The sequence below is a fragment of the Bradyrhizobium sp. LA6.8 genome, from assembly GCF_040547935.1.
In the GTDB taxonomy this organism is placed as follows: Bacteria; Pseudomonadota; Alphaproteobacteria; order Rhizobiales; family Xanthobacteraceae; genus Bradyrhizobium; species Bradyrhizobium barranii.
In genome coordinates this window covers 582665-609343 of record NZ_JBEPQQ010000005.1, presented here as the reverse complement: position 1 = coordinate 609343, position 26679 = coordinate 582665, and the positions used below count along the sequence as shown (strand labels likewise).

The 26679-nt window shown below is 64.4% G+C and carries 24 protein-coding genes; 10 read left to right on the top strand and 14 right to left on the bottom strand.

Annotation, left to right across the window (positions count from 1 at the left end):
• Nucleotides 1–226: 226 nt before the first annotated feature.
• The 4 genes from alkB to ABIA90_RS26555 all read right to left on the bottom strand — a co-directional run bounded on the left by alkB (nucleotide 227) and on the right by ABIA90_RS26555 (nucleotide 3821).
• Nucleotides 227–880: a DNA oxidative demethylase AlkB gene (gene alkB, locus ABIA90_RS26570; RefSeq protein WP_354119565.1), complete on the bottom strand. Its 654-nt coding sequence runs from the start codon at nucleotides 878–880 to the stop codon at nucleotides 227–229.
• A 9-nt stretch (nucleotides 881–889) separates the two neighbouring features.
• Nucleotides 890–1636, bottom strand: a complete 747-nt coding sequence (locus ABIA90_RS26565; RefSeq protein WP_354119566.1) for a 2OG-Fe(II) oxygenase — start codon at nucleotides 1634–1636, stop codon at nucleotides 890–892.
• A gap of 156 nt (nucleotides 1637–1792) precedes the next feature.
• A complete protein-coding gene (locus ABIA90_RS26560) occupies nucleotides 1793–2479 on the bottom strand; it encodes a DUF2848 domain-containing protein (RefSeq protein ID WP_354119567.1) in 687 nt (228 codons plus the stop codon).
• Nucleotides 2472–3821: an amidase gene (locus ABIA90_RS26555; protein WP_354119568.1), complete on the bottom strand. Its 1350-nt coding sequence runs from the start codon at nucleotides 3819–3821 to the stop codon at nucleotides 2472–2474. The genes ABIA90_RS26560 and ABIA90_RS26555 overlap by 8 nt, the downstream gene beginning before the upstream one ends.
• A 193-nt stretch (nucleotides 3822–4014) precedes the next feature.
• Between ABIA90_RS26555 and ABIA90_RS26550 the strand changes: the two genes are divergently transcribed.
• The 4 genes from ABIA90_RS26550 to ABIA90_RS26535 all read left to right on the top strand — a co-directional run bounded on the left by ABIA90_RS26550 (nucleotide 4015) and on the right by ABIA90_RS26535 (nucleotide 7901).
• Nucleotides 4015–4428 (top strand): Zn-ribbon domain-containing OB-fold protein, encoded by a 414-nt coding sequence (locus ABIA90_RS26550; protein WP_038957112.1) that lies wholly within the window; start codon nucleotides 4015–4017, stop codon nucleotides 4426–4428.
• A gap of 3 nt (nucleotides 4429–4431) precedes the next feature.
• Nucleotides 4432–5571 (top strand): thiolase C-terminal domain-containing protein, encoded by a 1140-nt coding sequence (locus tag ABIA90_RS26545; protein WP_354119569.1) that lies wholly within the window; start codon nucleotides 4432–4434, stop codon nucleotides 5569–5571.
• Nucleotides 5572–5705: 134 nt separating this feature from the next.
• A complete protein-coding gene (locus ABIA90_RS26540; RefSeq protein WP_014496864.1) occupies nucleotides 5706–6620 on the top strand; it encodes an SDR family oxidoreductase in 915 nt (304 codons plus the stop codon).
• Nucleotides 6621–6734: 114 nt separating this feature from the next.
• Complete coding sequence (locus ABIA90_RS26535; protein WP_085403921.1) at nucleotides 6735–7901, top strand: SMP-30/gluconolactonase/LRE family protein; 1167 nt, start codon at nucleotides 6735–6737, stop codon at nucleotides 7899–7901.
• A gap of 72 nt (nucleotides 7902–7973) precedes the next feature.
• On the opposite strand, the gene ppc is transcribed toward ABIA90_RS26535, so the two are convergent.
• From ppc to ABIA90_RS26505, 6 genes are all read right to left on the bottom strand, one after another.
• Nucleotides 7974–10772, bottom strand: coding sequence for a phosphoenolpyruvate carboxylase (gene ppc / locus ABIA90_RS26530; protein ID WP_354119570.1), 2799 nt, complete (start codon nucleotides 10770–10772; stop codon nucleotides 7974–7976).
• 119 nt (nucleotides 10773–10891) lie between these two features.
• Nucleotides 10892–11296, bottom strand: a complete 405-nt coding sequence (locus tag ABIA90_RS26525; protein ID WP_354119571.1) for a YccF domain-containing protein — start codon at nucleotides 11294–11296, stop codon at nucleotides 10892–10894.
• 63 nt (nucleotides 11297–11359) lie between these two features.
• Nucleotides 11360–12439 carry a rhomboid family intramembrane serine protease gene (locus ABIA90_RS26520; protein WP_247308177.1) on the bottom strand — a complete coding sequence of 360 codons (1080 nt, stop codon included), beginning with the start codon at nucleotides 12437–12439 and terminating at the stop codon, nucleotides 11360–11362.
• A gap of 87 nt (nucleotides 12440–12526) precedes the next feature.
• On the bottom strand, nucleotides 12527–13321 hold the full coding sequence (locus ABIA90_RS26515; RefSeq protein WP_354119572.1) for an enoyl-CoA hydratase/isomerase family protein: 795 nt from the start codon (nucleotides 13319–13321) through the stop codon (nucleotides 12527–12529).
• A gap of 111 nt (nucleotides 13322–13432) precedes the next feature.
• Nucleotides 13433–14977: an acyl-CoA synthetase gene (locus ABIA90_RS26510; RefSeq protein WP_354119573.1), complete on the bottom strand. Its 1545-nt coding sequence runs from the start codon at nucleotides 14975–14977 to the stop codon at nucleotides 13433–13435.
• 127 nt (nucleotides 14978–15104) lie between these two features.
• On the bottom strand, nucleotides 15105–15914 hold the full coding sequence (locus ABIA90_RS26505) for a crotonase/enoyl-CoA hydratase family protein (protein WP_354119574.1): 810 nt from the start codon (nucleotides 15912–15914) through the stop codon (nucleotides 15105–15107).
• 105 nt (nucleotides 15915–16019) lie between these two features.
• Between ABIA90_RS26505 and ABIA90_RS26500 the strand changes: the two genes are divergently transcribed.
• Both ABIA90_RS26500 and ABIA90_RS26495 read left to right on the top strand, forming a co-directional pair.
• A complete protein-coding gene (locus ABIA90_RS26500) occupies nucleotides 16020–16892 on the top strand; it encodes an SDR family oxidoreductase (RefSeq protein ID WP_166098976.1) in 873 nt (290 codons plus the stop codon).
• Nucleotides 16893–17140: 248 nt separating this feature from the next.
• Entirely contained in the window at nucleotides 17141–18721 is a 1581-nt protein-coding gene (locus ABIA90_RS26495) for a fatty acid--CoA ligase (RefSeq protein WP_354119575.1), read from the top strand.
• 174 nt (nucleotides 18722–18895) lie between these two features.
• On the opposite strand, the gene ABIA90_RS26490 is transcribed toward ABIA90_RS26495, so the two are convergent.
• A complete protein-coding gene (locus ABIA90_RS26490; RefSeq protein WP_354119576.1) occupies nucleotides 18896–20170 on the bottom strand; it encodes an acyl-CoA dehydrogenase family protein in 1275 nt (424 codons plus the stop codon).
• 211 nt (nucleotides 20171–20381) lie between these two features.
• On the opposite strand from ABIA90_RS26490, the gene ABIA90_RS26485 reads away from it, so the two are divergent.
• Nucleotides 20382–21161 carry an enoyl-CoA hydratase-related protein gene (locus ABIA90_RS26485; protein WP_166351187.1) on the top strand — a complete coding sequence of 260 codons (780 nt, stop codon included), beginning with the start codon at nucleotides 20382–20384 and terminating at the stop codon, nucleotides 21159–21161.
• Nucleotides 21162–21348: 187 nt separating this feature from the next.
• Here ABIA90_RS26485 and ABIA90_RS26480 read toward each other — a convergent pair whose 3' ends face one another.
• From ABIA90_RS26480 to ABIA90_RS26470, 3 genes are read right to left on the bottom strand one after another with little or no spacing between them, the layout of a single operon-like run.
• Complete coding sequence (locus ABIA90_RS26480; RefSeq protein WP_354119577.1) at nucleotides 21349–21726, bottom strand: DUF6285 domain-containing protein; 378 nt, start codon at nucleotides 21724–21726, stop codon at nucleotides 21349–21351.
• Nucleotides 21727–21729: 3 nt separating this feature from the next.
• Nucleotides 21730–22716 carry a phosphotransferase family protein gene (locus ABIA90_RS26475; RefSeq protein ID WP_354119578.1) on the bottom strand — a complete coding sequence of 329 codons (987 nt, stop codon included), beginning with the start codon at nucleotides 22714–22716 and terminating at the stop codon, nucleotides 21730–21732.
• Entirely contained in the window at nucleotides 22713–23501 is a 789-nt protein-coding gene (locus ABIA90_RS26470; RefSeq protein WP_028146899.1) for an enoyl-CoA hydratase/isomerase, read from the bottom strand. The genes ABIA90_RS26475 and ABIA90_RS26470 overlap by 4 nt, the downstream gene beginning before the upstream one ends.
• 179 nt (nucleotides 23502–23680) lie before the next feature.
• Here ABIA90_RS26470 and ABIA90_RS26465 point away from each other — a divergent pair, with 179 nt between their 5' ends.
• From ABIA90_RS26465 to ABIA90_RS26455, 3 genes are all read left to right on the top strand, one after another.
• Nucleotides 23681–24460, top strand: a complete 780-nt coding sequence (locus tag ABIA90_RS26465) for an SDR family NAD(P)-dependent oxidoreductase (RefSeq protein WP_028157159.1) — start codon at nucleotides 23681–23683, stop codon at nucleotides 24458–24460.
• 109 nt (nucleotides 24461–24569) lie between these two features.
• Nucleotides 24570–24950 carry a VOC family protein gene (locus ABIA90_RS26460; protein ID WP_028146897.1) on the top strand — a complete coding sequence of 127 codons (381 nt, stop codon included), beginning with the start codon at nucleotides 24570–24572 and terminating at the stop codon, nucleotides 24948–24950.
• Between the two features lie 306 nt (nucleotides 24951–25256).
• Nucleotides 25257–26534, top strand: a complete 1278-nt coding sequence (locus tag ABIA90_RS26455; RefSeq protein WP_354119579.1) for an acyl-CoA dehydrogenase family protein — start codon at nucleotides 25257–25259, stop codon at nucleotides 26532–26534.
• Nucleotides 26535–26679 lie beyond the last annotated feature (145 nt).

Genomic DNA, 26679 nt, shown 5'->3' with positions numbered 1-26679 from the left:
AGGGCGACAACTACAGATCTTGGCAGGCAATTGCCGGGACTAGGGCATTCGCTCCTGACGTCTTCAGCCTCAAGAGCCGATAACGCAACGGGCCCCTTGTGGGAGAAGGTGCCTTCCCGAAGGGAAGGCGGATGAGGGGTCTCTATCCGCGGAGACAGACCCCTCATCCGTCTCGCTGCCGCTTCGCGTCAGCGATCCACCTTCTCCCACAAGGGGAGAAGGAAGGTCACCGCGTCCGGCGAAACGTCAAATTGATCCGCTTCCTTCCCAGCAGCGCGTGCTCGCCATCGGCGAGCGGCGCAACGCCATGATAGGCGAGCCTGCTCGCCCCGCCCCAGACGACCACGTCGCCATGGACCAGACGGAAGCGGCGGGGCTTGTCGCTGCGCGCCAGGCCGCCGAACAGGAAGGTCGCGGGCAGCCCGAGCGAGACCGAGACGATCGGCGCCGAATAGTCCAGCTCGTCCTTGTCCTGATGCAGCGACAGCCGCGTGCCGGGCTCGTAGCGATTGACGAGGCACGCGTCGGGCGCAAAGCCGGCAAAGCCGCCCTGCTCCGCGGCGCGCCGGGCCAGGTCGCGCAACACCGCCGGCATCGCGGGCCAGGGCGCGCCGGTTCGCGGATCGATGGGATCGTAGCGATAGCCGGTGTGATCGGTGATCCAGCCGCGCTCGCCGCAATTGGTCATCGCCACCGACATCAGGTGGCCGCCGGGCGTGGTCATGCGGCGGAACGGCGACTGCGCCACGATCGCGCGCACGGCGGCAATCAGCTCGCTCTCGATCGGCCTGACGAATCCGCGCAGCAACACGGCGCCGTCGGCGATCTCCTCACGCGACGGCTGTGCCTCGGCGGCCGTGTCGAACAGATCACCCGTCAATCGCAGCGCTCATTTGGCATCATGGAAGATTACACCCAGCGTATGACGCTGGCCGGACCTGATCCGGCTGACGCCATGGCGGAGATTAACGCGGTAGGTGCCGCGTGTCCCCTGCATCGGGCGGTGATGCACGGCGAAAGCGACCGCATCGCCCTGCATCAGCGGCACGACCTCGGCGCGCGACTGCATGCGCGGGCGCTGCTCAGTCAGCACGAACTCACCGCCGGAGAAATCGCGTCCCGGCTCGGACAAGAGGATCGCGACCTGGAGCGGAAACACGTGCTCGCCATAGAGGTCCTGATGCAGGCAGTTGAAATCGCCCGTCTCGTATTGCAGCAGCAGCGGCGTCGGCCGCGCCTGGCCTGCCTCGTGGCAGCGTTTGAGGAACGCCGCGTGCGCGGCGGGATAGCGGATATCGATCCCCATCGCCTCGTTCCAACGATTGGCAACGCCCTGAAGATGGGCATAGAGCGCCGGGCGGAGCTCCGCGATCAGATCGGGCAGCGGGTAGGAGAAATATTTGTACTCGCCACGGCCAAACCCGTGGCGGCCCATGACGATGCGACTGCGGAAGCCTGCATCATCAGGATAGAGCGCGGCGATGGCGCGGCATTGGTCCGGCGTCAGCAGATTCTTCAGGACGGCGCTGCCCTGGGCGTCGAGCTCGGCGGTGATTTGAGGCCAGTCGAGGGCGTCGACGTGGGTGGCGAGGTCGACTGAGGGCTTAGGGGGTGATTTGCGTGCCGTTGCTGTCATGACTGCCACCTTCGCAAGACCGGCCCGCCCTTTGCCACCCGATTCCCGACTATCTCCTCGTCATTGCGAGCGCAGCGAAGCAATCCAGAGTCTTTCCGCAGAGGGATCCTGGATTGCTTCGTCGCAAGGGCTCCTCGCAATGACGGCGGAGGGGTATCAGCCTCGCACCGGCAGCGTCGCCACGTCGTAGCCGTGCTTGATCGTGCGCTTCAGCACCGGATCCTCAAGCTCGAACTCGAAGCGATCGGCGGGGCGGATGCCTCCCTTGGCCGCAAAGGTGCCGCCGAACATGGCGCAGCCGTCGGGGAACTTGCCACCTTCAAAGCCGCGCGCGATCAGGTCGGCGACCGGCAGCATCGCGTCGAGCGTACCCTCCTGGTAGAGCACGCGCTCGCCCTTGATGGTGGCGTAGGAGCGCAGGATCATCCTGTCCCAATGACCGATGACGTCCTCGAGCTCCCAGAGCGTGGATGCGACCGGCTTGTCGCACATCTGCTTGGAGACCGTGACGTTGTAGGCCTCGACCTTGCGGTCGGTATGGTCGGAGCCGCAGCCGACGAAGATGCGGCCCTGCCAGCCGATCAGCACGAATTCGACCTCGCCGGAGGAATCGCCGCCACAGCATTCGATGCCGTCTTCCTGGGTCAGCCGGCGCGCCGAGGCGCGGTAGTAGATCGGCGTCGAGGCCGGCGGGGCGATGCCCATCTCTTGCAGCTCGGCGATGTGCTTGTCGCGCGCGACGGGATCGCGGCCGGTCCAGCCCGCAATGACCATCTGGTCGATCGCCAATGTCAGCGGCGTGGTGGTGTCCTGGGCGTCAACGGTGAAAGTCAGGTCAAACACGAATTACGGCCTCCATGCCGGCAGCAAGCTCGAAAATACGACGGTCAGATCCGCCCGCGCCCGCCAGCATCAGGCCGACGGGAACGTCACCCTCGCGATGCGCGGGCAGCGAGATGGCGCAGCCGTCGATCATGTTGATGAGGGTGCAATTGCGCAGCGCCCGCAGGTTTTCCCTGGTGAACGCCTTGTCATCGGCGAGATCGGAAATCTTCGGCGGGGTGTTGGCGGTGGTAGGCAGCACCAGCGCGTCATAGGGCGCGACGCGCGCATTGACGCGCGCGATCAGCGAGCGGCGCTCGTTGAGGAGATCGATGTAATCGGCAGCGCTCTGCGCCTCGCCGCGCATGATGCGCACGGAGACCCTGGGGTCGTAGACGTCGCCCTTGGCCGTAATGAGGTAGCGATGCCAGGCATAGCTTTCGGACGCCGCAAAGCCGCCCTTGGCGTTCATCGGGCCGATGTCGTGAAATTCGGCCATCTCGATGCGCTCGATGATCGCACCGTGATCGGCAAGGCTCTTGAGCGCGCGCTCGAACGTCGAGGCCACGTCCGCGTCGAGATCGTCGAGCGCAATCGTGGTCGGCACTGCGAGCCGCATGCCCTTTACCGGTCGCGGCTTCAGCGGGACGATCGGCTCGTTCGCGAGCACGGCATCGAGAATGGCACAGCAGCTGACCGACCGCGCCAGCGGCCCGATGCTGTCGAGCGAGAAGGACAGCGGCACGGAGCCGTCCAGCGGCACGCGGCGCTGCGTCGGCTTGTAGCCGACGATGCCGTTGAAGGCGGCCGGAATCCGGCAGGACCCGCCGGTGTCGGTGCCGAGCGCGCCATGCGCCATGCCGTCGAGCACGGACACCGCGGCGCCCGAGGACGAGCCGCCGGGCACGTGTCCCTCGGCCCGGTTCCAGGCGCCCTTCGGCGTGCCGTAATGCGGATTGATGCCGATGCCGGAATAGGCGAACTCGGTCATGTTGGTCCGCCCGATCACGACGAGGCCGGCCTTGCGCAGCCGCGCCACCGTCGCGGCGTCCTGATCGGCCGGAGCGGAATCTTCGAGCGCGCGGGAGCCGGCGCGCGTGACCTGGCCCTTGATGTCGAAGAGATCCTTGATCGAGACCGGGATACCGGCATAGCGCGACGGCGCCGCCTTGACCTTGCGCAAGCCGTCCATCGCATCCGCGGCTGCGAGCGCGGCGTCCTTGTCGACGTGGATGAAAGTGCGCTGGCCCTCGCCGGCCGGGTCGGCGATCCTGGCGAGGCATGCCTCGACCAGCTTGCGGGAGGTCGTGCGGCCGCTTTCGAGGTCGTCGGCGAGTTTCGCCAGTGTCGGAAAATCGGGCATGTCTGTCTCACGGAATATTGCGCGCGCAATCTATAGCGCCGCCTCGGTTCGACACAAGCATTGTGCGCATGATGGCATGCATGCGCATTGCTGGACCGTTGACGCGCGATGGTCGATTGTCGCATCAAGATCGAAATAGCCAGGCGTGAAGCCCAGGCCTTAGCAAGAATTGCCTTTGGGAGGGTTTTCCGACATGGCCGAACCGCAGCGCGCGCGCCCGAAACCGACGCCGGAGACCCAGCATTTCTGGGACGGCACGAAAGCGGGCGAATTGCGTTTGCAGCGCTGCGACGCCTGCGCGCATGTCTATTTCCCGCCGCGCCCGTTCTGCCCGTCCTGCGCCTCGCGCAAGGTCAGCATCTTCAAGGCGAGTGGCAAGGGCTTCCTCTACAGCTACGTGATCAATCACCGTCCCGCCGCTCCCGGCTTCACGCCGCCTTATGCGATCGCGGTGGTCGAGCTGGCCGAAGGACCGCGGATGATGAGCAACATCATCGATTGTCCGCAGACGCCGGAGGCGCTCGAGCTCGACATGAAGCTCGAAGTCGCCTTCCAGGCGCTCGACGACAAGATCACCCTCCCCGTGTTCCGTCCGGCGAAGGGATAGGCCATGCGCAGCAACCAGGTTGCCGTCGTCGGCGCGGCCGAGACCACCGAACTCGGTGTCATCCCCAATATGTCGCAGCTCCAGCTCCACGCGGATGCGGCGCTCAACGCCATCGCGGATGCCGGGCTGAAACTCTCCGACATCGACGGCTTTGCCACCGCGGTCGAAACGCCGCAGCAGGTCTGCCATTATCTCGGCGTCAGGCCTACCTGGGTGGACGGCACCTCGGTCGGCGGCTGCTCGTTCATGCTGCACGTTCGCCATGCGGCGGCGGCGATCGAGGCCGGTCTCTGCAAGACCGTGCTGATCACGCACGCCGAGAGCGGCAAATCGATGATCGGCAAGGCGCCGCGTTCGATCCCCGCCGACAGCCTGCAAGGCCAGTTCGAGGCGCCGTTCGGCGTCTACGGTCCGCCCAGCATGTTCCCGATCCCCGTGCTGCGCTTCATGAAGACCTACGGCATCACCCATGAGCAGCTTGCCTCGGTCGCGGTGGTGCAGCGGGAATGGGCGGCGAAGAATTCGCGCGCGATGATGAAGGACCCGATCACGGTCGCTGACGTGCTCAACTCGCGCATGATCGCTTATCCGTTCCGCCTGCTCCAGTGCTGCCTCGTCACCGACGGCGGCGGCGCGCTGATCCTGACCTCGGCCGACCGCGCCAAGGATTTTCCGAGGAAGCCCGTCTACATCATGGGCACCGGCGAGAGCGTGGAAACGCCGATGGTCAGCCAGATGGAAACGTTCAATTCCTCGCGCGCGTTCAAGACTGCCGGCCCGCTGGCGTTCAGGGAAGCCGGCATCGCGCACCGGGATGTCGACCATCTCATGATCTACGATGCGTTTGCGCATCTGCCGCTGTTCGGCCTTGGCGACCTCGGCTTCATGCCGCATGAGGAAACCGGCCAATTCATCGCGGATGGCAACACGCGGCCCGGCGGCAAGCTGCCGCTCAACACCAATGGCGGCGGCCTGTCCTACATGCATTCGGGCATGTACGGCATGTACGCACTCCAGGAGAGCGTACGCCAGATGCGCGGCATTGCGCCGGCCCAGGTGCCGAATGCGAAGATTTCGGTGTGCCACGGCGTCGGCGGCATGTTCGCCGCAAGTGGCACGATCGTGTTTACGAACGAGAGGTAACGACTGTCATTCCGGGGCGTCGCGTCAGCGACGAGGAATCCATAACCACGATCGGGAGTATGGATTCCGGGCCTGCGCCTTGCGGCGCATCCCGGAATGACGGCGGAAATTGGAACGGCTAGCGGAGAACCCACATGACAAAATCACTGCAGGACAAGGTCATCATCGTCACCGGCGCGGGCCGCGGCATCGGGCGCGAGATCGCGCTGCTCTGCGCGGCGGAGGGCGCCAAGGTCGTCGTCAACGACCCCGGTGTTGCCGCCGACGGCGCCGGTTCCAGCGCTTCGCCCGCCGAGGAGGTGGTCGACGAGATCAAGAAGCGCGGCGGCATCGCGGTGCCCAATTTCGAGTCGGTGGCGGAAGCTGTCCCCGCCAGCAAGATCGTGAAGACCGCGACCGATCATTTCGGCAAGCTCGACGGCGTCGTCAACAATGCCGGCATTTTGCGCGACATGATCTTCCACAAGATGAGCGTGGAAGCGTTCGAGGCCGTCATCAAGGTTCACCTGATGGGCTCGTTCTACGTCAGCCACGCTGCGGCGCGGATCTTTCGCGAGCAGGAGTCGGGCTCCTTCGTGCACTTCACCTCGACCTCGGGTCTGATCGGCAATTTTGGCCAGGCCAACTACGCCGCGGCCAAGCTCGGCATCATCGGGCTGTCGAAGTCGATCGCGCTCGACATGGGCCGCTTCAACGTCCGCTCCAACTGCGTCTCGCCGTTTGCCTGGACCCGCATGATCGGCACCATCCCGACCGAGACCGAAGCCGAGAAGGCGCGCGTCGAGAAGATCAAGCAGATGGGCCCGGAGAAGATCGCGCCGATCTGCGCCTATCTGCTCTCCGATGCCGCCAAGGACGTCTCCGGGCAGATCTTCGGCGCGCGCATGAACGAGCTGTTCCTGTTCAGCCAGAACCGCCCGTTGCGCTCGGTTCATCGCAGCGAGGGCTGGACGCCGCAAACGATCGCGGAACACGGCATGCCGGCACTGAAGGGCTCGTTCTACAAGCTCGACCGTTCCGCCGACATCTTCCCCTGGGATCCCGTCTAGCCGTTTTCCCAGCAATTGTTGCATTGCGATCTCCGGTTGTCCGACCGGAGATCGCCCGCATTACGCCCGATTGCGGGCGAATGGTTTCCTTCCAACAAAAAATGGGAGGCGACTATGACAAAATCACTGACCAATTCTGCCGATACTGACGAGCCTTGCCTCGGGCGCCGCACCCTCTTGAAGGGCGCGGCGGCTGCAGTAGCCGCGACGGGCGTCACCATGAACGCAGCCCTGGCGGCCTCCGTCACGCCGTTCGGCCAGACCGGCACTCCGACGATATCGACGGCCCCGTTGCCCTTGGGACCGCTTCCCGGCAGCCGCTACCCGGACTCCCGTCTGGAATCCGCGAAGAAGGGGCCGCCAACGTTCGGGCCTGCCGACTTCCCGGCCTTCGCCGGCACCATGGCGGTCGAGCGTGTTGCAACCGGCTTCCGATGGGCCGAAGGTCCCGTGTATTTTGCAGCCGGACGATATCTGCTGTTCAGCGACATCCCCAACAATCGCATCATGCGCTTCTCGGAGGATGACGGTCATACCAGCGTCTACCGTCAACCCTCGATGAACTCGAACGGCAACACGATCGATCGCGAAGGACGCCTGATCACGTGCGAGCATAGCGGGCGGCGTGTGACGCGCACCGAACTCGACGGCTCGATCACCATCATTGCCGACAAATTCAATGGCAAACGACTGAACTCGCCGAACGATGCGGTCGTTACCGCCGATGGCGCGATCTGGTTCACCGATCCGGCCTACGGCATCGGTGGCTTCTATGAGGGCATCAAGGCCGACCCCGAGCAGGAGAAGAAGAACGTCTACCGCGTCGACCCGAAAACCGGCGACGTCAAGGTCGTCATCGACGATTTTGTGGAGCCCAACGGGATCACCATCTCGCCCGACGAGAAGAAGCTCTACATCTGCGAGACCGGATTCACGGACGGACCGGACAACCCATCGCATATCCGCGTGTTCGACCTCGACGTGGCGGCGGGGAAAGTGTCGAACAGCAAGGTCTTCGCCGAGATGCCAAAGCCAAGCATCACCGACGGCGTCCGCTGTGACACCGAAGGACGGGTCTGGTGTTCGGTGGGCTGGGGCGATCCGAACGAAGACGGCGTGCGCTGCTACACGGCCAACGGCCAACTGCTTGGCAAAATTCACATCCCGGAAACCGTCGCCAACCTGAGCTTCGGCGGGCAGCAGCGAAACAGACTCTATATCTGTGGCTCGACATCGCTCTATGCTGTGTACACCGGTGTGCAGGGCGCACTAAAGCCGTGAACATCAACGAATAGCGAATGGTGAGTAGCGAATAGTCGGCAGCGGCACGCCTTCTGTTCGCTACTCGCCCTACTACCCCGTATTCCGCAATCCGGCCGAAATGCCGTTGATCGTCAGCTGAATCCCGCGCAGCACCTGCTCGTCCGGGTTCTGCGCGCGATGCTCTTTCAGCAATTCGACCTGCACGTGGTTGAGCGGATCCAGATAGGGGAAGCGGTGGCGCACCGAGCGCTCCAGCAGCGGGTTGCCCTGGAGCAGCCGGTCCTGCCCCATGATGTCGAGCAGCGTCTCGATGCAGGAATGCCATTCGCGGCGGATGCGGCCGAAGATTTTTTCGCGCAAGGCTTCGTCCGGCACGAGCTCGGCATAGCGCGAGGCGATCGCGATCGAGCTTTTGGCCAGCACCATGTCCATGTTCGACAGCAGCATGCGGAAGAACGGCCATTCCCTGTAGAGCTCTTTCAGGAACGGCATGCCCTTGTCGGGATGCTCCGCGATCCATTGCTCGACCGCGCTGCCAAAGCCATACCAGCCGGGTAGCATCAGGCGGCACTGCGCCCAGGAGAACACCCAGGGGATGGCGCGCAGATCCTCGATCGCGCGGGTCTTCTTGCGCGAGGCCGGACGGCTGCCGATGTTCAGCGTCGCGATCTCGTTGATGACGGTGGACGCCCAGAAGTAATCGACGAAACCGTCGGTCTCGTAGACGAGGCCGCGATAGGCCTTGAAAGCGAGATTTGAAAGCTCGTCCATCGCGGTGAGATATTCGCGGCGCGGCGCGCTCTGGCGCGGATGCAGCAGGCTCGCCTCCAGCGTTGCGGCGGCGAGGATCTCCAGATTGTTGCGGCCGACTTCGGCGTTGGAATATTTCGACGAGATGATCTCGCCCTGCTCGGTGATGCGGATCTGTCCGTTCACCGCGCCGCCGGGCTGGGCGATGATGGCGTCATAGCTCGGACCGCCGCCGCGGCCGACCGAGCCGCCGCGGCCGTGGAACAGGCGCAGTCGCACGCCGTGGCGCTCGAACACGTCGACGAGGCCGATTTCGGCCTTGTAGAGTTCCCAGCCCGAGGTGACGAAGCCGCCGTCCTTGTTGCTGTCGGAATAGCCGAGCATGACCTCCTGCACGCTGCCGCGGCTGTCGACGAGGCGGCGGTAATCGTGCAGCGACAGCATGCGATCCATGATGGCGCTGGAGGCCTGCAAATCCTCGATGGTTTCGAACAGCGGCACGATGTTGATGGCGCTGCGCCCGGAGGGATGGACGAGGCCGACCTCCTTGAGCAGCACGGCCACTTCGAGCATGTCGGACATGCCCTTGCACATCGAGATGATGCATTGGGGAATGGCGTCCGAGCCGAACTTCGCATGCGCCTCCGCGGCGGAATGGAAGACGTTGAGCTCGCCCATGGTCTCGTCGCTGTATTTGACGAATGGCGAGACCAGCGAGCGCGTGCTGCGCAATTCGTTGGTGAGCAGCGAGATGCGCGCGTCCTCGCCGAGCGCGAGATAGGACATGCCGGGGTTCGCGGCGTCCATCAGCTCGGCGATGGTGCGTTCGTGGACAGCAGAATTCTGGCGGATGTCGAGCCGCGCCAGGTGGAAGCCGAAGCAATCCACCGCGCGCCGCAAGAGCCGCAGCCGGCCGCGGGCGATGACGCGGGCATTGTTGGAGATCAGCGAACGGTGCAGCACGTCGAGATCAGCCTGCAGCTCCCTGACGGTCTCGTAAGGCCTGCCCTTGCCGACCGGCCGGCGCGTGATCTCGACCTCGAGCTTTTCGGCCGTCGCCGTCAGGCGCGCATAGATGCCGGAGACCGCGAGACGATAAGGCTCGCCGCTCCGGTGCGGCGAGGTGTCGGGCGAGCGTTCCGCCAGCGTCCGCAGCTCCTCGGAGACGTCGGCGAGGTGCGCCGCGATCGACAGCTCCGAGCCGAGCACGTGCAGCTCGTTGAGATAGAATTGCATCACCCGGCTCGACTGCAGCCGCAGCGTCCCGCGCATCACGTCGGCGGTGACGAAGGGATTGCCGTCGCGGTCGCCGCCGATCCAGCTGCCCATGCGCAGGAACGAGGCGAGCTCGCTTGCAGCCGCCTCGCCAGCCTCCTCCAGCCGGTCTTCGAGCACGTTGACCAGCCGCGGCACCTCGCGCAGGAAGGTGTAATCGTAGAACGACAGACCGTTGGCGACCTCGTCGAGCACCGTGAGCTTGGTCCGGCGCAAGAGATTGGTCTGCCACAGCGTCAGCACCTCGCGGCGAAGCTGTTCGTCGCTGGCGGCGGCCTCGTCCGCGGTCAGCGCAACGCGCTCGCGGCGGTCCAGCAGGCTAGCGACCTCCATCTCGCGATCCATGGTGCTCTTGCGGCGGACCTCGGTCGGGTGCGCGGTCAGGACCGGGCTGACGAGCGCGGTCTTGAAGAAATTGCGCAGCACATCGGAGCTGATCCCGGCGTCCCTGGCGTGGGCCAGCGTCTCCGCCAGCACGCCGGAGCCAGAGCTCTGGGCGGCACTGCGGGCGCGCATCTGGCGAATGTTGTTCTGGTCCTCGGCGATGTTGGCGAGGTGGGAGAAATAGCTAAAGGCGCGGACGATCCGCACCGTCTCGGAGGTCGACATAGTGTCGAGGATCTGCTCGAGCTCGCGGCGGGCGAGCCGGTCCTCGTCGCGGTGGAACCGGATCGAGGTCTGGCGGATGCGCTCGACCAGGTCGAACAACTCAGCGCCTTCCTGGTCGCGCACCGTGTCGCCCAGGATGCGTCCAAGCAGGCGGATGTCGTCACGCAGCCGCGCATCTGCCTCCAGCGCCTGGGCGTCCTCAGCGCGGTTAGGACGGTTGTCAATGGCGTCGGGTGGCACGGTCTGGAGGGACATGGCTCGCTTCCTTGTTCGAGCTCGCTTCGCTGCCCGGCTCAGCCGAGTGTGCAAGTTTTTTGCCGCAGCGCAAGATGAAGTTGGGGGCGGCGCACACTGAAAGGAACAATCGCTTGCGGCTAGGCCGGCACGATCACCTTGCCGATCGGCCAGAGCGCGATCCCCGCGAGCTTCAGATGGGCCCAGGCAAAGGGAATGCCGATGATGGTGACGGCGAAGATCACGGCTGTCAGCACGTGGCCGAGTGCCAGCCACCAGCCGGCCAGCACGAACCAGATAATGTTCCCGATCACCCCGAGCGGGCCGGTGCCGATATCGCCCATACCGGTGACCTCGTCGCGGTTGACCGCGCGCGAGCCGAACGGCAGCAGCGTGTAGACGGCGATGTTGAACGCCGCCCGCGCCCAGGGCAGGCCGATGATGGTGATGGCCATGATGACGGCGGCGACCAGCCAGCCGAACGCCATCCAGGCACCACCGATGAGAATCCAGATCACGTTGAGCAGAATGGAAACGGGGGCCATTAGATTTAGGAACCTTGGGATGATCCGGGGTCAATGAGCCCTCTTATAGCACGACCTCCGCGGTCATAGTCCATGACGCCGGCTGCGTTCGGCACGCAGCGATGTGCCGACAAATCCGACATCCTCGATCCCGCGCGAAATTTCCCTTGCGCAGAGCCACAGCGTCACCGCGGCGGCACCGATCGCGGCCAGCCCCGAGATCAGAACAGGATTGGGACAGAATATGACGAGAAGATTATCGAGTGGAACGGACCCGGTTGGCCAGCGCGGACTGCAAGAAGATGCCAGAGCCAAACCGCACAGCAGGATGGTGACAGCATTCGCTCCAGCCAGGGCGACCACGACGATCGCAAGACCCTTCTTCATGGAGAGGACGAGATCAACCACCTTCACGACCGCACAGCATGCGACCACGACAACGATGGCTAGGCCCCATCCGGAAATCCCGGCGGCGATGGCCTGACCGCTCCAAGCCCACGCAGCAGCAACACAGGCCAACAGAGTGAGATTGACCTTCACGGCTTCGGGAAATTTGCAACGAAGCGCGTAAGGATTCGCCTTCTCGATGAGGTCCAGCAATGCGCAGGCGATCAATCCGGCCGCAAAGCCGCCGAGATGGACGCCCCAGTCGATCCGCGAATTGCCGAGCGCAAACGCGATGTTCAATCCGATGTTGATGGCGAAGAAGTCGAACCTGACGTCGAGCTTGCCGAGGATCCACAGGCAGAGCAGCGCACCCAAAATGCCCGACGTGGCGCCGGACGCGCCGACGGTCAAATAGGGCGTGGAATGGATGCCATTGCCGATGACGGCGCCGAACACCATCGCGCAGAGATAGATGATGAGGAAATAGGCCGGTCCCACTCGCCGCTCGAGATGTCCGCCCCACAGCACGAGGCACAACATGTTCATGGTGAGGTGGACGAAGTTGACATGCAGGAAGCCATAGGCGAGCAGGCGCCAGTACTCATGCCGCGCGATTGCGCCCGAATACATGCCGCCATAGCGATACAGCAACTCTGCCGGCGCCGCCGGACTGCCTGCCTGGATGAAGCAGAATCCCGACGCCAGGACGGTCACCGTCATCAGCGCGTAAAGGGCCGCATGAGGAACTTCGAAGAAGCTGGCGCGGTATGAGGGCATCGGCGATCGCAAGCGGTTGGCGTGGGAACGTCAACCTAGCCGAGCCGATTACTGATTGCTACTCCAGCGTGCGCGATCAGGCGGCGCCTACCGCCCCTCGAACTTCGGCTCACGCTTCTCCATGAACGCCTTCATGCCCTCGGCCATGTCCTGTGTCTTGAACAGCGGCAGCAGCTGGAGGTAGACGTGGTGAACGTGATCGGAGAAGTTCTCGTTGAGGCCCATCCGCATCATGCGCTTGGAGGCCTGCACCGCGAGCGGCGCGTTGGCTGCGATTTCGCGGGCGATGGCGCGGGCGCGGCCCATCAAGTCGGCATCCGGCACGACCTCGTTGGCGAGGCCCCATTCCAGACACTCGCGGGCGCTGAGCGTCCGGCCGGTGAAGATCAGCTCGGAAGCCTTGGCCCAGCCGAGCATCCGAGGCAGCAGCCAGGTGCCGCCGGATTCCGGCACGACGCCGCGCTTGACGAAGGCCGCCGCAAGCTTCGAGGACTCCGCCATGATGCGGATATCGCAGCCGAGCGCGGTGTCCATGCCGTAACCGGCGGCGCCGCCGTTGACGGCGCAGATGGTCGGCTTGTCCATCGCCTGAAGCACGGTCGGCGGCGTGTTGCGCAGATTGATCGTGGTCGGCGAAGACGCGGCGCTGAGGCCATTGCCGTCGCGCTCCTTGCGCAAATCGAGGCCGACGCAGAATGCCCGCCCCTTGCCGGTGAGGATCACGACCCGGACGTTGCGGTCCTCATTGGCCTCGGTCAGCAGCCGCGCCAGATCGTTCAGCATCGGGCCGGAGATCGTGTTCATGCGCTCCGGCGCATTCAGCGTGATCACCGCGATGTGGTCGGCGACTTCGTAGAGGACTTCGTTTGCGGCGTCGGTCATCATCATTCGTTCCTGTGTTCGTAGCCCGGATGGAGCGCAGCGAAATCCGGGGTCTTTTTGACGCGAGCACCGTCCCGGATTGCGCTTCGCTCCATCCGGGCTACAACGCCCTCAAATTTTCCGCCCCGCCTGCTCCCAATAGGGATCGCGCAGCCGGCGTTTGAAGATCTTTCCGGAGTCTTCGCGCGGCAACCCAGCGCGGATCTCGATATGCTTCGGCACCTTGTAGTCGGCGAGCGACGTCTTCAGCCTTGCACGGACATCGGACGCATCGAGCGTGACACCCGGTTGCGGCTCGACCACGGCCATGAGCGCCTCGCCGAACTCGGCATCGGGGATACCGAACACGGCGCAATCATGCACGCCGGGCACGGCGTGGAGCACGGATTCGATCTCGGCCGGATAGATGTTGACGCCGCCCGAGATCACCATGTCGCGCTTGCGGTCGCAGATAAAGACGTAGCCGTCCTCATCGATATAGCCGACGTCGCCGGAGGTGATGAAACCGTCACGATCGATCTCGGCGCGCTTCTCCGGCTTGTTGTGGTAGGTGAAGTCGGCCATCCCGGCCATGCGGGAATAGATCTCGCCGATCTCGCCCACGCCCAGCACGCGGCCGTCGTCCCCGATGAAACGCAGTTCGGCGCCGGGCGAGATCCTGCCGACGGTGCCGGGCTTCTTGAGTGCGTCCTCGGAGGTCGCGAAGGTGACCGCGCTGGATTCGGTCGAGCCGTAGAACTCGTAGATCACCGGCCCCCACCATTCGATCATCGCGCGCTTGACGTCGGCCGGACATGGCGCGGCGGCATGGATGATGTGGCGCAGCGACGAGACATCATACTTCCTGCGCACCGCCTCCGGCAGCTTCATCAGGCGGATGAACATGGTCGGCACCATGAAGATGGTGTCGATCTTGTATCGTTCGATCAGGTCCAGAAATTCTTCGGCCTCGAACCGTGGCATCAGCACCAGTGCGCCGCCGAGCTTGCCGGCGCGAATGCCGAACGAGTTCGGTGCGGAGTGATAGAGCGGACCCGGAAGGATCGCACGGGCGCCAGGCTTGAGCCCATAGATCATCGCACGCATGCGCTCGCCTGCGGCCTGCTGATCCGGCGTCGGCGCATTGCGCCGCACGCCCTTGGGATGGCCTGTCGTCCCCGAGGTGTAGATCATGTTCATGGGCTGCGGCACGACCGGGCCGTCATAGGGCTGGTGTTGCGCAAGCCAGGACTCGAAATCGATCGCGAAGTCGGGCGTCGCCAGATGATCGGGATTGATCTTGTAATTGGACAGGATCTCCGGCGGCGTCGGCACGCTGAGCACGGTGACGCCCTTCGGGATGGCATCGCGCAGGGCGTGCAGCATGTCGGCATGCCCGATCAGCACGGACGTGCCGGTATCGCCAAGGATGTAGTTGATCTCCTCCGGCTTGAAGTGCCAGTTGATCGGCACGCCATAGGCCCCGAGCCGCATCGCGGCGTAGGCGGCTTCGAGGAAGACGATGTCGTTGCGCATCAGCATGCAGACGCAATCGCCCTGCTTGACGCCGATTTTGGCGAGGCCGCTCGCGATGCGGTCAGCGCGGGCGGCGACTTCGGCGTGGGCACGGCGGCGCTCGCCGGAGACGATGCCGAGGAATGGGGACGTTTCGCTCATTTTTGTTTTTCTTTTTGGTTGGAGTGACCCTCATGGTGAGGAGGCGCGCAGCGCCGTCTCGAACCATGAGAGCCCGTGGCCCATCCCTCGAGACGCCGCTTCGCGGCTCCTCGGGATGAGGTCTGTGCTAATCCACATACCTCGCCGCACGCTTCTCCAGATTGGAGCGCACCGCTTCGGTCTGGTTCGCACTGCCGATCAGCTTCTGCTGCTCGACGGACTCGGCGAGCAGCGCCGGGCCGGGATCGACCGAGAGATTGTTGAGCAGGCGCTTGGCGGCGCGGATCGCATCGGGGCTCTTGCCGGCGATTTCGCGCGCGACTTCGAGAGCCGTGGCGCGCGGGTCGTCGCAGATGCGCGTCGCGAGGCCGTAGCTCATCGCCTCCTGTGCGGAGAAGATGCGGCCGGTGTAGGTGAGATCGCGCAGGATGTCGTCGCGCACGAGCGAGGCCAGGATCGGCGTGCCGGCCATGTCGGGCACGAGGCCCCATTTGATCTCCATCACCGACATCCGCGCATCCGGTGAGAGAAAGCGCATGTCGGCACCGAGCGAGAGCTGGAACCCACCGCCGAAAGCGACTCCGTGCACGGCCGCGATCACGGGAACCGGCAACTGGCGCCATCCCCACACCGCCTGTTGCGGAAAGTTCGCATGGCCATGCGTGCGCTTGGTGAGATCGCGATTTTCGCCACCCGGAATTCCGTTCCCGCCTGTCTCCTTCATGGCGGCAAAACGCCCCATGTCGAGACCGGCGCAGAAGGCGCGGCCTTCGCCCGAGAGCACGACGACACGCACGCGCTTTTCCTTCGAAAGCCGGTCGGTTGCGGCAACAAGGGCCTCGAACATCGCCTGATCGAGCGCATTCATCTTGTCGGCGCGCACCAGCCGCACGTCGGCGACGCCTTCCGAGATCGAGATCGAGACGCGCTCTTCCATGGATGAATTCTCCCCTGTTCTTGTTCAGTGCCGCTTTACAGGAAGCCAGCGGCCGGATTTAGTCAATCGACCAATTAACTGACAATCCGTACGGGAGAAACAGCCATGTTCAAGGAAAATCTTCTGGCCGGCAGGAACATCCTTGTCACCGGTGGTGGCACCGGACTCGGCAAGTCGATGGCGGCGCGCTTCCTCCAGCTTGGAGCAGAGGTGCACATCTGCGGCCGGCGCAAGATCGTGTGCGACGAGACCGCGACCGAGCTGATGGACCTGCATGGTGGCCGCGTCACCAGCCACGGCGTCGACATCCGCAACGCCCTCGCGGTCGAAGAGATGATCGAGACCATCTTTCGTGACGCTCCCCTCACCGATCTCATCAACAACGCGGCCGGCAATTTCATCTCGCGCAGCGAGGAACTCTCGCCGCGCGGCTTCGATGCCGTCGCCAACATCGTGATGCACGGCACGTTCTATGTGACCCATGCCGTCGGCAAGCGCTGGATCGCCTTGAAGCAGCCCGGCAATGTCGTTTCCATCACCACGACCTGGGTGCGCAACGGCTCGCCTTACGTGGTGCCGTCGGCGATGAGCAAGTCGGCGATCCACGCCATGACGATGTCGCTCGCGACCGAATGGGGCCGCTACGGCATCCGCCTCAACACCATCGCGCCGGGCGAGATCCCGACCGAGGGCATGAGCAAGCGCATCAAGCCCGGCGACGAAGCCGGCGCGCGCACCAAGGCGATGAACCCGATGAGCCGCGTCGGCACCATGGAGGAATTGCAGAACCTCGCGGTGTTCCTGATCTCCGGCGGCTGCGACTGGATCAGCGGCGAGACCATCGCGATGGACGGCGCGCAGGCGCTGGCGATGGGCGGCAATTTCTACCAGCTCCGCGACTGGAGCGACGACGACTGGAAAACCGCGCGCGAGAGCATCATGGCGCAGAACGAGAAGGACCGGGCGAAGCGGGGGTGATGCACCCACCGCTGTCGTCCCGGGGCGCGCATAGCGCGAGCCCGGGACCCATAACCCCAGGATGAGGTTTGGCGAAGACTCATAACCCCGATCTCGCGCCACAACTCCTCCCTGTGGCTATAGGTCCCGGATCTGCGCTCCGCTCCGCTGCGCTTGTCCGGGACGACAGCGGGGCCTCTCCCATCTTGTCTTCACCCGCGGATGACGCCACACTCCCAGACATAAAAACAAAACGCCACGGGAGAGACATGTCCACCACACAGCCATTGGCGAATCTCGCCGACATGGTGCGCGAGCGCGCGACCAGCCGCGGCAATGCCACCGCCTACGAGTTCGAGGGCCGCGTCACCAGCTTTGCCGAGTTTAACGTCAAGACCAACAAGGTCGCCAACGCGTTGATCGCGATGGGCGTGGAGAAGGGCGACCGCATCGCCTATCTCGGCAAGAACAGCGACCTCTATTTCGAGCTGCTGATGGGCGCGATGAAAGCCGGCGTGGTGATGGCGCCGGTGAACTGGCGGCTTGCAGGGCCCGAGGTCGCTTTCATCGTTGCGGATTGCAGGGCGCCGGTGCTGTTCGTGGGGCCGGAGTTCATCGCGCAGGTCCGCCAGATCAAGGACCAGCTGCCTGGCGTGCGCACTGTCATCACCACCGAAGGCGGCGCGCCGGAATGGCAGGATTTTACGGCCTGGCGCGATGCGCAAAGCGGCGACGCCCCGAAGGTGCCGATCGACACGAAGGACATCGCGATCCAGCTCTACACGTCGGGCACGACAGGCAAGCCGAAAGGCGCGATGCTGTCGCATGCGAACTTCCTCAACCTCGTACAAACAGGCAATGCCGAGGACAAGCCGGAGTGGAACCGGTGGTCGACCGACGACGTGTCGCTGGTGGCGATGCCGATCTTCCACATCGGCGGCTCCGGCTGGGGCGTGATGGGACTCTATCACGGCGCCCGCGGCGTGATCGCGCGCGAGTTCGATCCGACCAAGGTTTTGGATTTCTTCGAGCAGTCGGGCATCACAAAGCTGTTCATGGTGCCGGCGGCGATGCAGTTCGTGGTACGGCAGCCGCGCGCGAAGACGGTCGATTTCTCGCGGCTGAAATACATGCTGTATGGCGCCTCGCCGATTCCGGCGGCGCTGCTGAAGGAATGCATCGAGATCTTCAAATGCGGCTTCGTGCAGATGTACGGCATGACCGAGACCACCGGCACCATCGTCGCGCTGCCGCCGGAGGACCACGTCGAGGGCCTCGAGCGGATGCGCTCGGCCGGCAAGGCGCTGCCGGGCGTCGAGATCGCGATTCTGGATGCGGACGGCAAACCGCTGCCGCCGCGCGAGGTCGGCGAGATCGCGACGCGCTCGGGCTCGAACATGGCCGGCTACTGGAACCTGCCCGAAGCGACCGCCTCGACCCTGCGCGGCGACGGCTGGCTGCGCACGGGTGACGCCGGCTACATGGACGAGGACGGCTATCTCTACATCCACGACCGCATCAAGGACATGATCATCTCCGGCGGCGAGAACATCTACCCGGCCGAGGTCGAGAGCGCGCTGTGCGATCATCCTGATGTCGCCGAGGCCGCCGTGATCGGCGTGCCCGACGACAAATGGGGCGAGGCCGTGAAGGCCGTCGTGGTGATGAAGCCCGGCAGGCAGGCGACCGCCACCGACATCATCAACTTCACCCGCGAACGCATTGCTGGGTTCAAGACGCCGAAGAGCGTGGAGTTCTTGCCGGCGCTGCCGAGGAATCCGTCAGGCAAGATCTTGCGACGGCAGTTGAGGGAGCCTTATTGGGCGGGGAAGGATAGAAGGGTGAATTAGCCCCGCTCTATCCGCATCGTCGTCCCGGGGCGCGCGCAGCGCGAGCCCGGGACCCATAACCACAGGGTGGAGTTTGGCGAAGACACGGAGTTGCCGTCTCGCCTCCAACTACTCCCTGGGGTTATGGGTCCCCGCCTTCGCGGGGACGACTCGGGGAGAGATCGCAGCGTCTCTCTAATGCTTCCCCGGGCCCATATACCCGAACAGGAATCCCGCCACCTTCCGCATCTGGATCTCTTCGCTGCCCTCCGTGATCCGATAGCGGCGGTGGTGGCGGTAGATGTGCTCGAACGGCTTGTGGCGTGAATAGCCCATGCCGCCGTGGACCTGCATGGCGCGGTCGGCGGATTCGCAGCAGAGGCGGTTTGCCCAGTAGTTGCACATGGAGACGCGGTCGGAGAGCGTGCGCTCGATCTGCTCCTCGTTGAGCTGGTCCATCTCCCAGGCGGTCTTGCGGATCAACAGGCGCAGCATCTCGGCTTGGGTCGCGAGCTCGACCAGCGGGAACTGGATCGCCTGGTTCTCGGCGAGCGCCTTACCGAACGGCTTTCGCTCGCGCGCGTATTTCACACTCTCGTTGATGCAGTAGACGGCAGCGCCGAGCGAGCTTGCCGCCTGGCGGATGCGGTTCTGGTGGACAAAGCACTGCGCCAGCGACAGGCCGCGGCCGACTTCGCCGAACAGCGCGTCCTCCGGGACGAACACGTCCGTAAAGCTGACGCGGGGATGGTCGGTCGGCATGTTGAAGGTCCACATGTACTCCTCGACCTTCACGCCATGGCTCTTGGCCGGCACCAGGAAGCAGGTGATGCCGCGGGCATCGCCGTCATTGCCCGAGGTGCGCGCGAACAACGCGCAATGGGTGGCGACGTGCATGCCGGTCGTCCACATCTTCTCGCCGTTGATGATCCACCCCTTGACGTTGTCGCGGGTCGCCGGCACCGCGCGCGTCTCCATGTGGGTGGCGTCCGAGCCGTGATGCGGCTCGGTGAGACCAAAGGTGATGCGGTACTTGCCCTTGATCGAGCCGTCGATCATCGCCTTCTGGTCGTCGCGTCCGTAGCGATCGAGCATGGTGACGACGGGGAAATTGCCGACGACGGAGTGCTCGTTCTGGAGATCGTTGTGAAGGCCGAGACCCTTGGCGGCAAAGTGCTCGCGGATCACGGCCATCCAGAGGTTGGAGCCGTCCTTGCCGCCATATTGCTTCGGCACCGGAAAGCGCAGATGGCCGGCGGCGTCCGCGAGATCCTTCGCCTTGCGCAGCAGCGCCTCCCACTCATGTCGTGGCAGGCCGCCATTCTCGAAATCGGTGCGCGCCCATTCGCGGCGATGGTCGAAGAAGCGAATGTTGTCGTCGGCTTGTTCGAGCGGCTTGATCTCGCGTTCGATGAATCGATCGAGCTCTCCGAGATAGGCGACGAGATCGGCAGGCAATGAGAAATCCACGGCTCTCTCCCGGATTGATTTTATGTTTTGCGTTAAGGCGCTAGGCGCATTTTTGCTTCACACGATTAAGGTGAGAAGAGCGTGCACAAGTCAAGCAAGGCAAGGCGTGTGACAGGCGCAAGGCGCGTCCGCGCAATTCGATGGTGTCGCGGCGCCGACGCGCGCTAGTATGTCCGCAATATTCCTTCACGAGAAAATGCGGGAGCGCGCGATGGATCTGAAATTCTCAAAGGTGGAACGCAAGGGGCCAATCACGATCATCACGCTGTCGCGGCCCGAGGTCTACAACGCGCTGCACATCGATGCGCATTTCGAGCTCAACAAGGTGTTCGACGATTTCTCCGCCGATCCCGAGCAGTGGGTCGCGGTCGTCACCGGCGCCGGCGACAAGGCGTTCTGCGCCGGCAACGATCTGAAGTGGCAGGCGGCGGGCGGCAAGCGCGGCTGGGACAAGGGCGGCTTCGCCGGCCTCACCTCGCGCTTCGACTGCGACAAGCCGATCATCGCCGCAGTCAACGGCGTCGCCATGGGCGGCGGCTTCGAGATCGCGCTCGCCTGCGACCTGATCATCGCGTCCGAGAACGCGACCTTCGCCCTGCCCGAGCCACGCGTCGGCCTTGCTGCGCTTGCCGGCGGCCTGCACCGGCTGCCGCGCCAGATCGGGCTGAAGCGCGCCATGGGCATGATCCTCACCGCGCGCCATGTCAGCGCCAAGGAGGGTCATGAGCTCGGCTTCGTCAACGAGGTGGTGCCGCAAGGCGAGGCCCTGTCGGGCGCGCTGCGCTGGGCGGAGATGATCACCAAGAACTCGCCGATGTCGATCCGGGCCTCCAAACAGACCATCCAGAAGGGGCTCGCCGTGTCACTGGAACAGGCGATCGAGGAGCAGCGCGAATATCCGGCGGTGAAGGCGATGGTGGCCTCGCAGGATTATATCGAGGGCCCAAAGGCATTCTCGGAGAAGCGGCCACCGAAATGGGTGGGGAAGTAGAGCGCCGCTCTCCTCGTCACGACGACGGATGCCCCAACACCACAGGTGTCATGCCCCGGCTTGACCGGGGCATCCAGTACGCCGCGGCTTCAACGTATCTCACTGCCGTCTCTGGAATACTGGATCGCCCGCTCCTGTGCGCAATTGCGCACTAGGCGGGCGATGACAGCGGAGAATGTGGCGCCGCCTACACCCCTCGCCCAAGCTCGCGCTTGTACGATGCATAGTTCGGCTGATCGACCGCGAGCTTGTCCATCGTGGTCGCCCACAGATGTTCGGCGAGCCCCGGCGTCGCCAGATCAACCTCACCGTTGGCGATGCGCTCGGCGAGCGCACGGTTGAGATCGGCGACCGGGCCGTCCATGCCCAGCAGCGCGCGCAAACGCTCGACTTCCTTCGCGTCGCTTTCCTCCTCCTGTGTCAGCTGCCGCGTCACGAGGTCGAGAATGTTGATGGCGACGCGCAGCTTGAAGGCCTGATGGCCGGAGATCAGCGGCGTGATGTCGTTGCGGAGGAAATCGGCGACCGCCTTGGTCAGCTCGGTCGGTGTTGGTTCGTCCTGCATGTGTCAGCTCCCGCGCGGCGCCAGCAGCCGCAACAGATCGATCTCGGTCTCGCTGGCGCGGCGGCCGATCATGGCGCGTTCCATCGAATGGTCCGGCCCCTCGCGAAACCGCTGCATCATGCCGCCGCACATGATGCCCCAGCGCAGCGTGCCCATCACTTCCCAGAATTTGACGCGCGCAGGATCGCATTCGCGGCCCGCGGCCTCATAGCCGGCGAACAATTCCTCGCGTGTGCCAAAGCCGCCGACCGGCTTGTCGATCTCACCAAAACGCCAGGAGTTGACGCAGACCCAGCCGAGATCCTCCATGGGATCGCCGAGATGGGCGAGCTCCCAGTCGAGCACGGCGCGGACGCCGTCGGCGCCGATGATGAGATTGCCGTTGCGGAAATCGCCGTGCACCAGCGTGGTCTCGGCCGAGGGGCCGGGATCATGGTCGCGCAGCCAGCGCAGCGCCAGCTCGAACACGGGCTTTGGCCAGTTCAGGCTGCGATAGTCGCGCTCGAACTCGCCGATCTCCTGGGTCGCGGACCGGCTGCGCAGTTCGGGCAGCTTGTCCTGCGGCAGTTTGTGCAGGCCGGCGAGCACGCCACCGATCTGCCGCGCGAGACGCGGCCGCGCCGCCGCGTACTCATCATCGCGAAGAATCTTGCGGGCGATGGTCTCGCCCTCGACCCGCTGCATGATGAAGCCGGTGCCGAGATCTTCGTCCGGCGTCAGCACATGCATGACGCGCGGCGACGGCACGCCGGCCTCGAAAGCGAGCTGCATCAGCTGCGCCTCAGCCGCAAGACCCGCCGCGCGCGTCGGCGCGGCGCCATAGCCCTTCGGCGAGCGGCGCAGGATCGCACCGATCGGCCCATCGGGATGCTCGATGTCGAAGCGCCAGGTTTCCTGGCTGGCGCCGCCGGACAGTTTTGCTGCGCCGGTGACGCCGGTCGCCCCTTCGCACCAGCGCGCGACGCTGCGGGAGAGCTCGGCCTCGATCATTTGCCTTTGAACTGCGCCGGGCGCTTCTCCAGGAACGCGCCAACGCCTTCACGGAAATCGTCCGTGTCGCCGGCACGCAGCTGGCACTGGAATTCGAGATTGAGCTGATCCTCGAACGAATTTTCGGGGCTGTCCCAGTAGAGCTTGCGGATCAGCGACAGCGCGACCGTCGGGCCGCTGGCGAGATCGCGCGCGAGCTTCATCGCCTCCTCCATCAGCACGCCGTCGTCATAGACGCGGTTGACGAGGCCCCATTCCAGCGCCTTCTCGGCCGGCAGGCGCTCGCCCATTAGCGACAATTCGACCGAGCGCGCCCGGCCGATCAGGCGCGGCAGCAGCCAGGTCGAGCCGCAATCCGGCACAAGGCCGATGCGGCGGAAGGCTTGAAGAAAGTAAGAGGACCGCGCACACAAAATCATGTCGCCGAGCAGCGCGAAGCTCATGCCGGCACCGGCGGCCGGGCCGTTGACGGCAGTGACGATCGGGCAATGCAGATTGCGGATGCGGCGCAGGAAGGGATGAAAGCCGGTCTCGAGCGTCAGGCCGGCCTTTGTCTTCTTCGACTGATTGTTGCGCCCTTGCAGATTCGCACCGGTGCAGAACGCCCGCCCCGCGCCGGTCAGCACCACGCAGCGCACCTCGCCCTTCTTCTCCTCGATCGCGTCGAGGGCATCGGAGAGGCCACCCAGCATGTCCATGGAGACCGCGTTCATCACCTCCTGATGGTCGAGCCGGAGGATCGCGACCGAGCCATCGAAATCGAGCGTGACGTGTTTGAACTGCATGGTTTCCTCGTCAGTTGGTACTAGCGATGTTTCGCAGACCGGAATTAGTTTTGCCGGGGCGCATATTTGATTTTTGTCGCGGCCTTGTCCATGGTGGTCCGAACATACCTTGTCGTCGTATCGCACAATCTTGCGCGCACAGGCTGGCGCGCGCCCGTGCCAAAAACAGGAAACGCGCCATGAACCTTTTCGACCTCAGCGGCCGCGTCGCCGTGATCACCGGCGGCAATGGCGGTATCGGGCTCGGCATCGCGCAGGCGCTCGCCGGCCAGGGCTGCAACGTCTCAATCTGGGGCCGCAATCCTGACAAGAACAAGGCTGCTGCCGCGAGCATGACGGGCCTCTCCGGCAAGGTCGACACCCGCGTCTGCGACGTAACCGATCCGGCCTCGGTCAATGCCGCGATGAAGGCGACGCTCGACATTTTCGGCCGGGTCGACGGCTGCTTTGCCAATGCCGGCATCGGCGGCGGCGGCCGGCGCTCCTTCATCGAGCGCACCGAGGAGGAATGGCGCACGATGTTCGCGACCAATCTGGACGGCGTGTTCCACGCGTTCCAGGCCGCCGCAAAACACATGACCGAGCGCGCCAATGCCGGCGATCCCTTCGGCCGGCTGGTCGCGACGTCGAGCCTCGCCTCGATCTTCGGCACCGCGCGCAATGAGCATTATGCCGCGACCAAGGCCGCGATCAACGCGCTGGTGCGCGCGCTCGGCGTCGAGCTGGCGCGTCACGGCGTCACCGCGAACGCGATCCTGCCCGGCTGGATCAAGAGCGACATGACCGCGGGCATCATGGCCAACGAGAAGTTCGTCGCCAATGTGATGCCGCGCATTCCGATGCGGCGCTTCGGCGAGGCCAGCGATTTCGGCGGCATCGCGGTGTATCTGATGAGCAAGGCGTCGTCGTATCACACCGCGGATACGTTCGTGATCGACGGCGGCTATACGGCGTTTTGAATCTCGTAGCCCGGATGGAGCGAAGCGTAATCCGGGATTTTCAAAAGCAAGCAAGACCCGGATTTCGCTGCGCTCCATCCGGGCTACAAACTCTGAGGGGAATGGGCAAATGTTCTCACACATCATGATCGGCACCAACGACCTGGACAAGGCCAAGGCGTTCTACGACCAGCTGCTCGGCACGCTCGAGGTGCGCCCGGCCAGGGTCGACGGCCATCGCATCTTCTACATCACCAAGACCGGCGTGTTCTCGGTGACGAAGCCGATCAACGGCGAGGCCGCCACGTGTGCGAATGGCAGCACCATCGGCTTTGCCGCCAACTCGCCTGAGCAGGTCGACAAGTGGCACGCCACCGGTGTCGCCGCCGGCGGAACGCCGATCGAGAATCCACCCGGCATCCGCGAGGGCGCAGGGAACAAGCTCTACATCGCTTATTTGCGCGACCTAGACGGCAACAAGATCTGCGCGATGCATCGGCTGCCGAACTGATTGCTCCAGGACGGTGTCATTCCCCGCCTTGTGCGCAATCGCGCACTGGAGCGGGGAATTCAGTACGCCGCGGCTTCTCCGTAAATCGCTGACGTCACGGAGTACTGGATCGTCCGGTCAAGCCGGGCGATGACAACAGTGAGTGCGGCCCGCACCTGCCTCCTCACCCCGTTCAAACAACATTTCAAACGCTCTCGCGATATTCCATCGCATGGCATGGGTCGCCTGAAAAATGCGCGCTCGCGCTTTGGCCGCGCTGCGACTATTCTGCGGCCCAACGCGATCTCAGTGACCCCGGGAGGAACAATGACAAAGCACGCCTACATACCCCGCACCACCAACTACACTCTCAATCCCGGCGATGAGCTCAACGATCTCCGCATGTCGGACCAGGTCCGGCCGCTCTACGATCACGTCAGGAAATTCATCCGCGACACCGTCGAGCCGATGTCGATCGAATTCGCCAAGGCCGGCGAAGGCAAGCAGGATCGCTGGAGCTTTACGCCGAAGCAGCTCGAGGTGCTCGAGGTCGCCAAGAACAAGGCCAAGAAGGAAGGCCTCTGGAATTTCTTCCTGCCCGACGACGAGACCGGTCAGGGCCTGAAGAATCTCGACTACGCCTATATCGCCTCCGAGCTCGGCAAGAGCCCGCTGGCCTCCGAGACGATGAACTGCTCGGCGCCGGACACCGGCAACATGGAAGTGCTGGAGCGCGTCGGCAGCAAGGAGCAGAAGGAGAAGTGGCTGAAGCCGCTGATGAACGGCGAGATCCGCTCAGCCTATGTCATGACCGAGCCGAACGTCGCCTCCTCCGACGCCAAGAACATTTCCACGACCGCAAAGCTCGTCGGCGACGAATGGGTCATCAACGGCGAGAAATACTACATCTCCGGCGTCGGCGATCCGCGCTGCAAGATCCTCATCGTGATGGTGAAGACCAATCCGGATGCGGCGCCCAGCAAGCAGCAGTCGCAGATCCTGGTGCCGCGCGATACGCCCGGCGTCGAGGTGCTCGGGCCCATGTACGTGTTCGGCCAGGACCACGCCCCGCGCGGCCACATGCACATGCGCTTCAACAACGTCCGTGTGCCCAAGGAGAACATGCTGCTCGGCGAAGGCCGCGGCTTCGAGATCTCGCAGCTCCGCCTCGGCCCGGGCCGCATCCATCACTGCATGCGCACCATCGGCAAGGCCGAGAAGGCGCTTGATTTGATGGTGCAGCGTGGCCTCACCCGCGAGGCGTTCGGCAAGAAGATCGCCCATCTCGGCGGCAACATGCAGATCATCGCGCAGGCGCGCTGCGAGATCGAGGCGATGCGGCTGATGGTGCTGAAGGCCGCCAAGGCGATGGACGTGCTCGGCAACAAGGAGGCCCGCGTCTGGGTCTCCATGGTCAAGGCCATGGTGCCGGAGCGCGCCTGCAAGATCATCGACCAGTCGATCCAGATGCACGGCGCCACCGGCATCTCGCACTGGACCCCGCTTGCCGAGATGTATCAGGACGTCCGCCATCTGCGCTTCGCCGATGGTCCGGACGAGGTGCACTGGATGGTGGTGGGACGCCACGAGCTGAGCATGGCGTAAAAGTCTCTCCTCCCCCTCTCCCCGTTCTTACGGGGAGAGGGTTGGGGTGAGGGGCCTCTCTCTACACGTGAGATCATCGAGGGACCTGTACCCCCTCACCCGAATTCGATCTGCGGTCGAATTCGACCTCTCCCCGCATCCGCCT

What these genes read in the sequence shown, in the direction of transcription:
- ABIA90_RS26555 (WP_354119568.1), bottom strand. Translation starts at nt 3,821, where the DNA reads ATGCCCGATTTTCCGACACTGGCGAAACTCGCCGACGACCTCGAAAGC.
- ABIA90_RS26520 (WP_247308177.1), bottom strand. Translation starts at nt 12,439, where the DNA reads ATGCCCTCATACCGCGCCAGCTTCTTCGAAGTTCCTCATGCGGCCCTT.
- ABIA90_RS26455 (WP_354119579.1), top strand. Translation starts at nt 25,257, where the DNA reads ATGACAAAGCACGCCTACATACCCCGCACCACCAACTACACTCTCAAT.
- ABIA90_RS26470 (WP_028146899.1), bottom strand. Translation starts at nt 23,501, where the DNA reads ATGCAGTTCAAACACGTCACGCTCGATTTCGATGGCTCGGTCGCGATC.
- ABIA90_RS26515 (WP_354119572.1), bottom strand. Translation starts at nt 13,321, where the DNA reads ATGACCGACGCCGCAAACGAAGTCCTCTACGAAGTCGCCGACCACATC.
- ABIA90_RS26565 (WP_354119566.1), bottom strand. Translation starts at nt 1,636, where the DNA reads ATGACAGCAACGGCACGCAAATCACCCCCTAAGCCCTCAGTCGACCTC.
- ABIA90_RS26460 (WP_028146897.1), top strand. Translation starts at nt 24,570, where the DNA reads ATGTTCTCACACATCATGATCGGCACCAACGACCTGGACAAGGCCAAG.
- ppc (WP_354119570.1), bottom strand. Translation starts at nt 10,772, where the DNA reads ATGTCCCTCCAGACCGTGCCACCCGACGCCATTGACAACCGTCCTAAC.
- ABIA90_RS26540 (WP_014496864.1), top strand. Translation starts at nt 5,706, where the DNA reads ATGACAAAATCACTGCAGGACAAGGTCATCATCGTCACCGGCGCGGGC.
- ABIA90_RS26495 (WP_354119575.1), top strand. Translation starts at nt 17,141, where the DNA reads ATGTCCACCACACAGCCATTGGCGAATCTCGCCGACATGGTGCGCGAG.
- ABIA90_RS26500 (WP_166098976.1), top strand. Translation starts at nt 16,020, where the DNA reads ATGTTCAAGGAAAATCTTCTGGCCGGCAGGAACATCCTTGTCACCGGT.
- ABIA90_RS26485 (WP_166351187.1), top strand. Translation starts at nt 20,382, where the DNA reads ATGGATCTGAAATTCTCAAAGGTGGAACGCAAGGGGCCAATCACGATC.
- ABIA90_RS26525 (WP_354119571.1), bottom strand. Translation starts at nt 11,296, where the DNA reads ATGGCCCCCGTTTCCATTCTGCTCAACGTGATCTGGATTCTCATCGGT.
- ABIA90_RS26510 (WP_354119573.1), bottom strand. Translation starts at nt 14,977, where the DNA reads ATGAGCGAAACGTCCCCATTCCTCGGCATCGTCTCCGGCGAGCGCCGC.
- ABIA90_RS26465 (WP_028157159.1), top strand. Translation starts at nt 23,681, where the DNA reads ATGAACCTTTTCGACCTCAGCGGCCGCGTCGCCGTGATCACCGGCGGC.
- ABIA90_RS26480 (WP_354119577.1), bottom strand. Translation starts at nt 21,726, where the DNA reads ATGCAGGACGAACCAACACCGACCGAGCTGACCAAGGCGGTCGCCGAT.
- ABIA90_RS26535 (WP_085403921.1), top strand. Translation starts at nt 6,735, where the DNA reads ATGACAAAATCACTGACCAATTCTGCCGATACTGACGAGCCTTGCCTC.
- ABIA90_RS26545 (WP_354119569.1), top strand. Translation starts at nt 4,432, where the DNA reads ATGCGCAGCAACCAGGTTGCCGTCGTCGGCGCGGCCGAGACCACCGAA.
- ABIA90_RS26505 (WP_354119574.1), bottom strand. Translation starts at nt 15,914, where the DNA reads ATGGAAGAGCGCGTCTCGATCTCGATCTCGGAAGGCGTCGCCGACGTG.
- ABIA90_RS26475 (WP_354119578.1), bottom strand. Translation starts at nt 22,716, where the DNA reads ATGATCGAGGCCGAGCTCTCCCGCAGCGTCGCGCGCTGGTGCGAAGGG.
- ABIA90_RS26550 (WP_038957112.1), top strand. Translation starts at nt 4,015, where the DNA reads ATGGCCGAACCGCAGCGCGCGCGCCCGAAACCGACGCCGGAGACCCAG.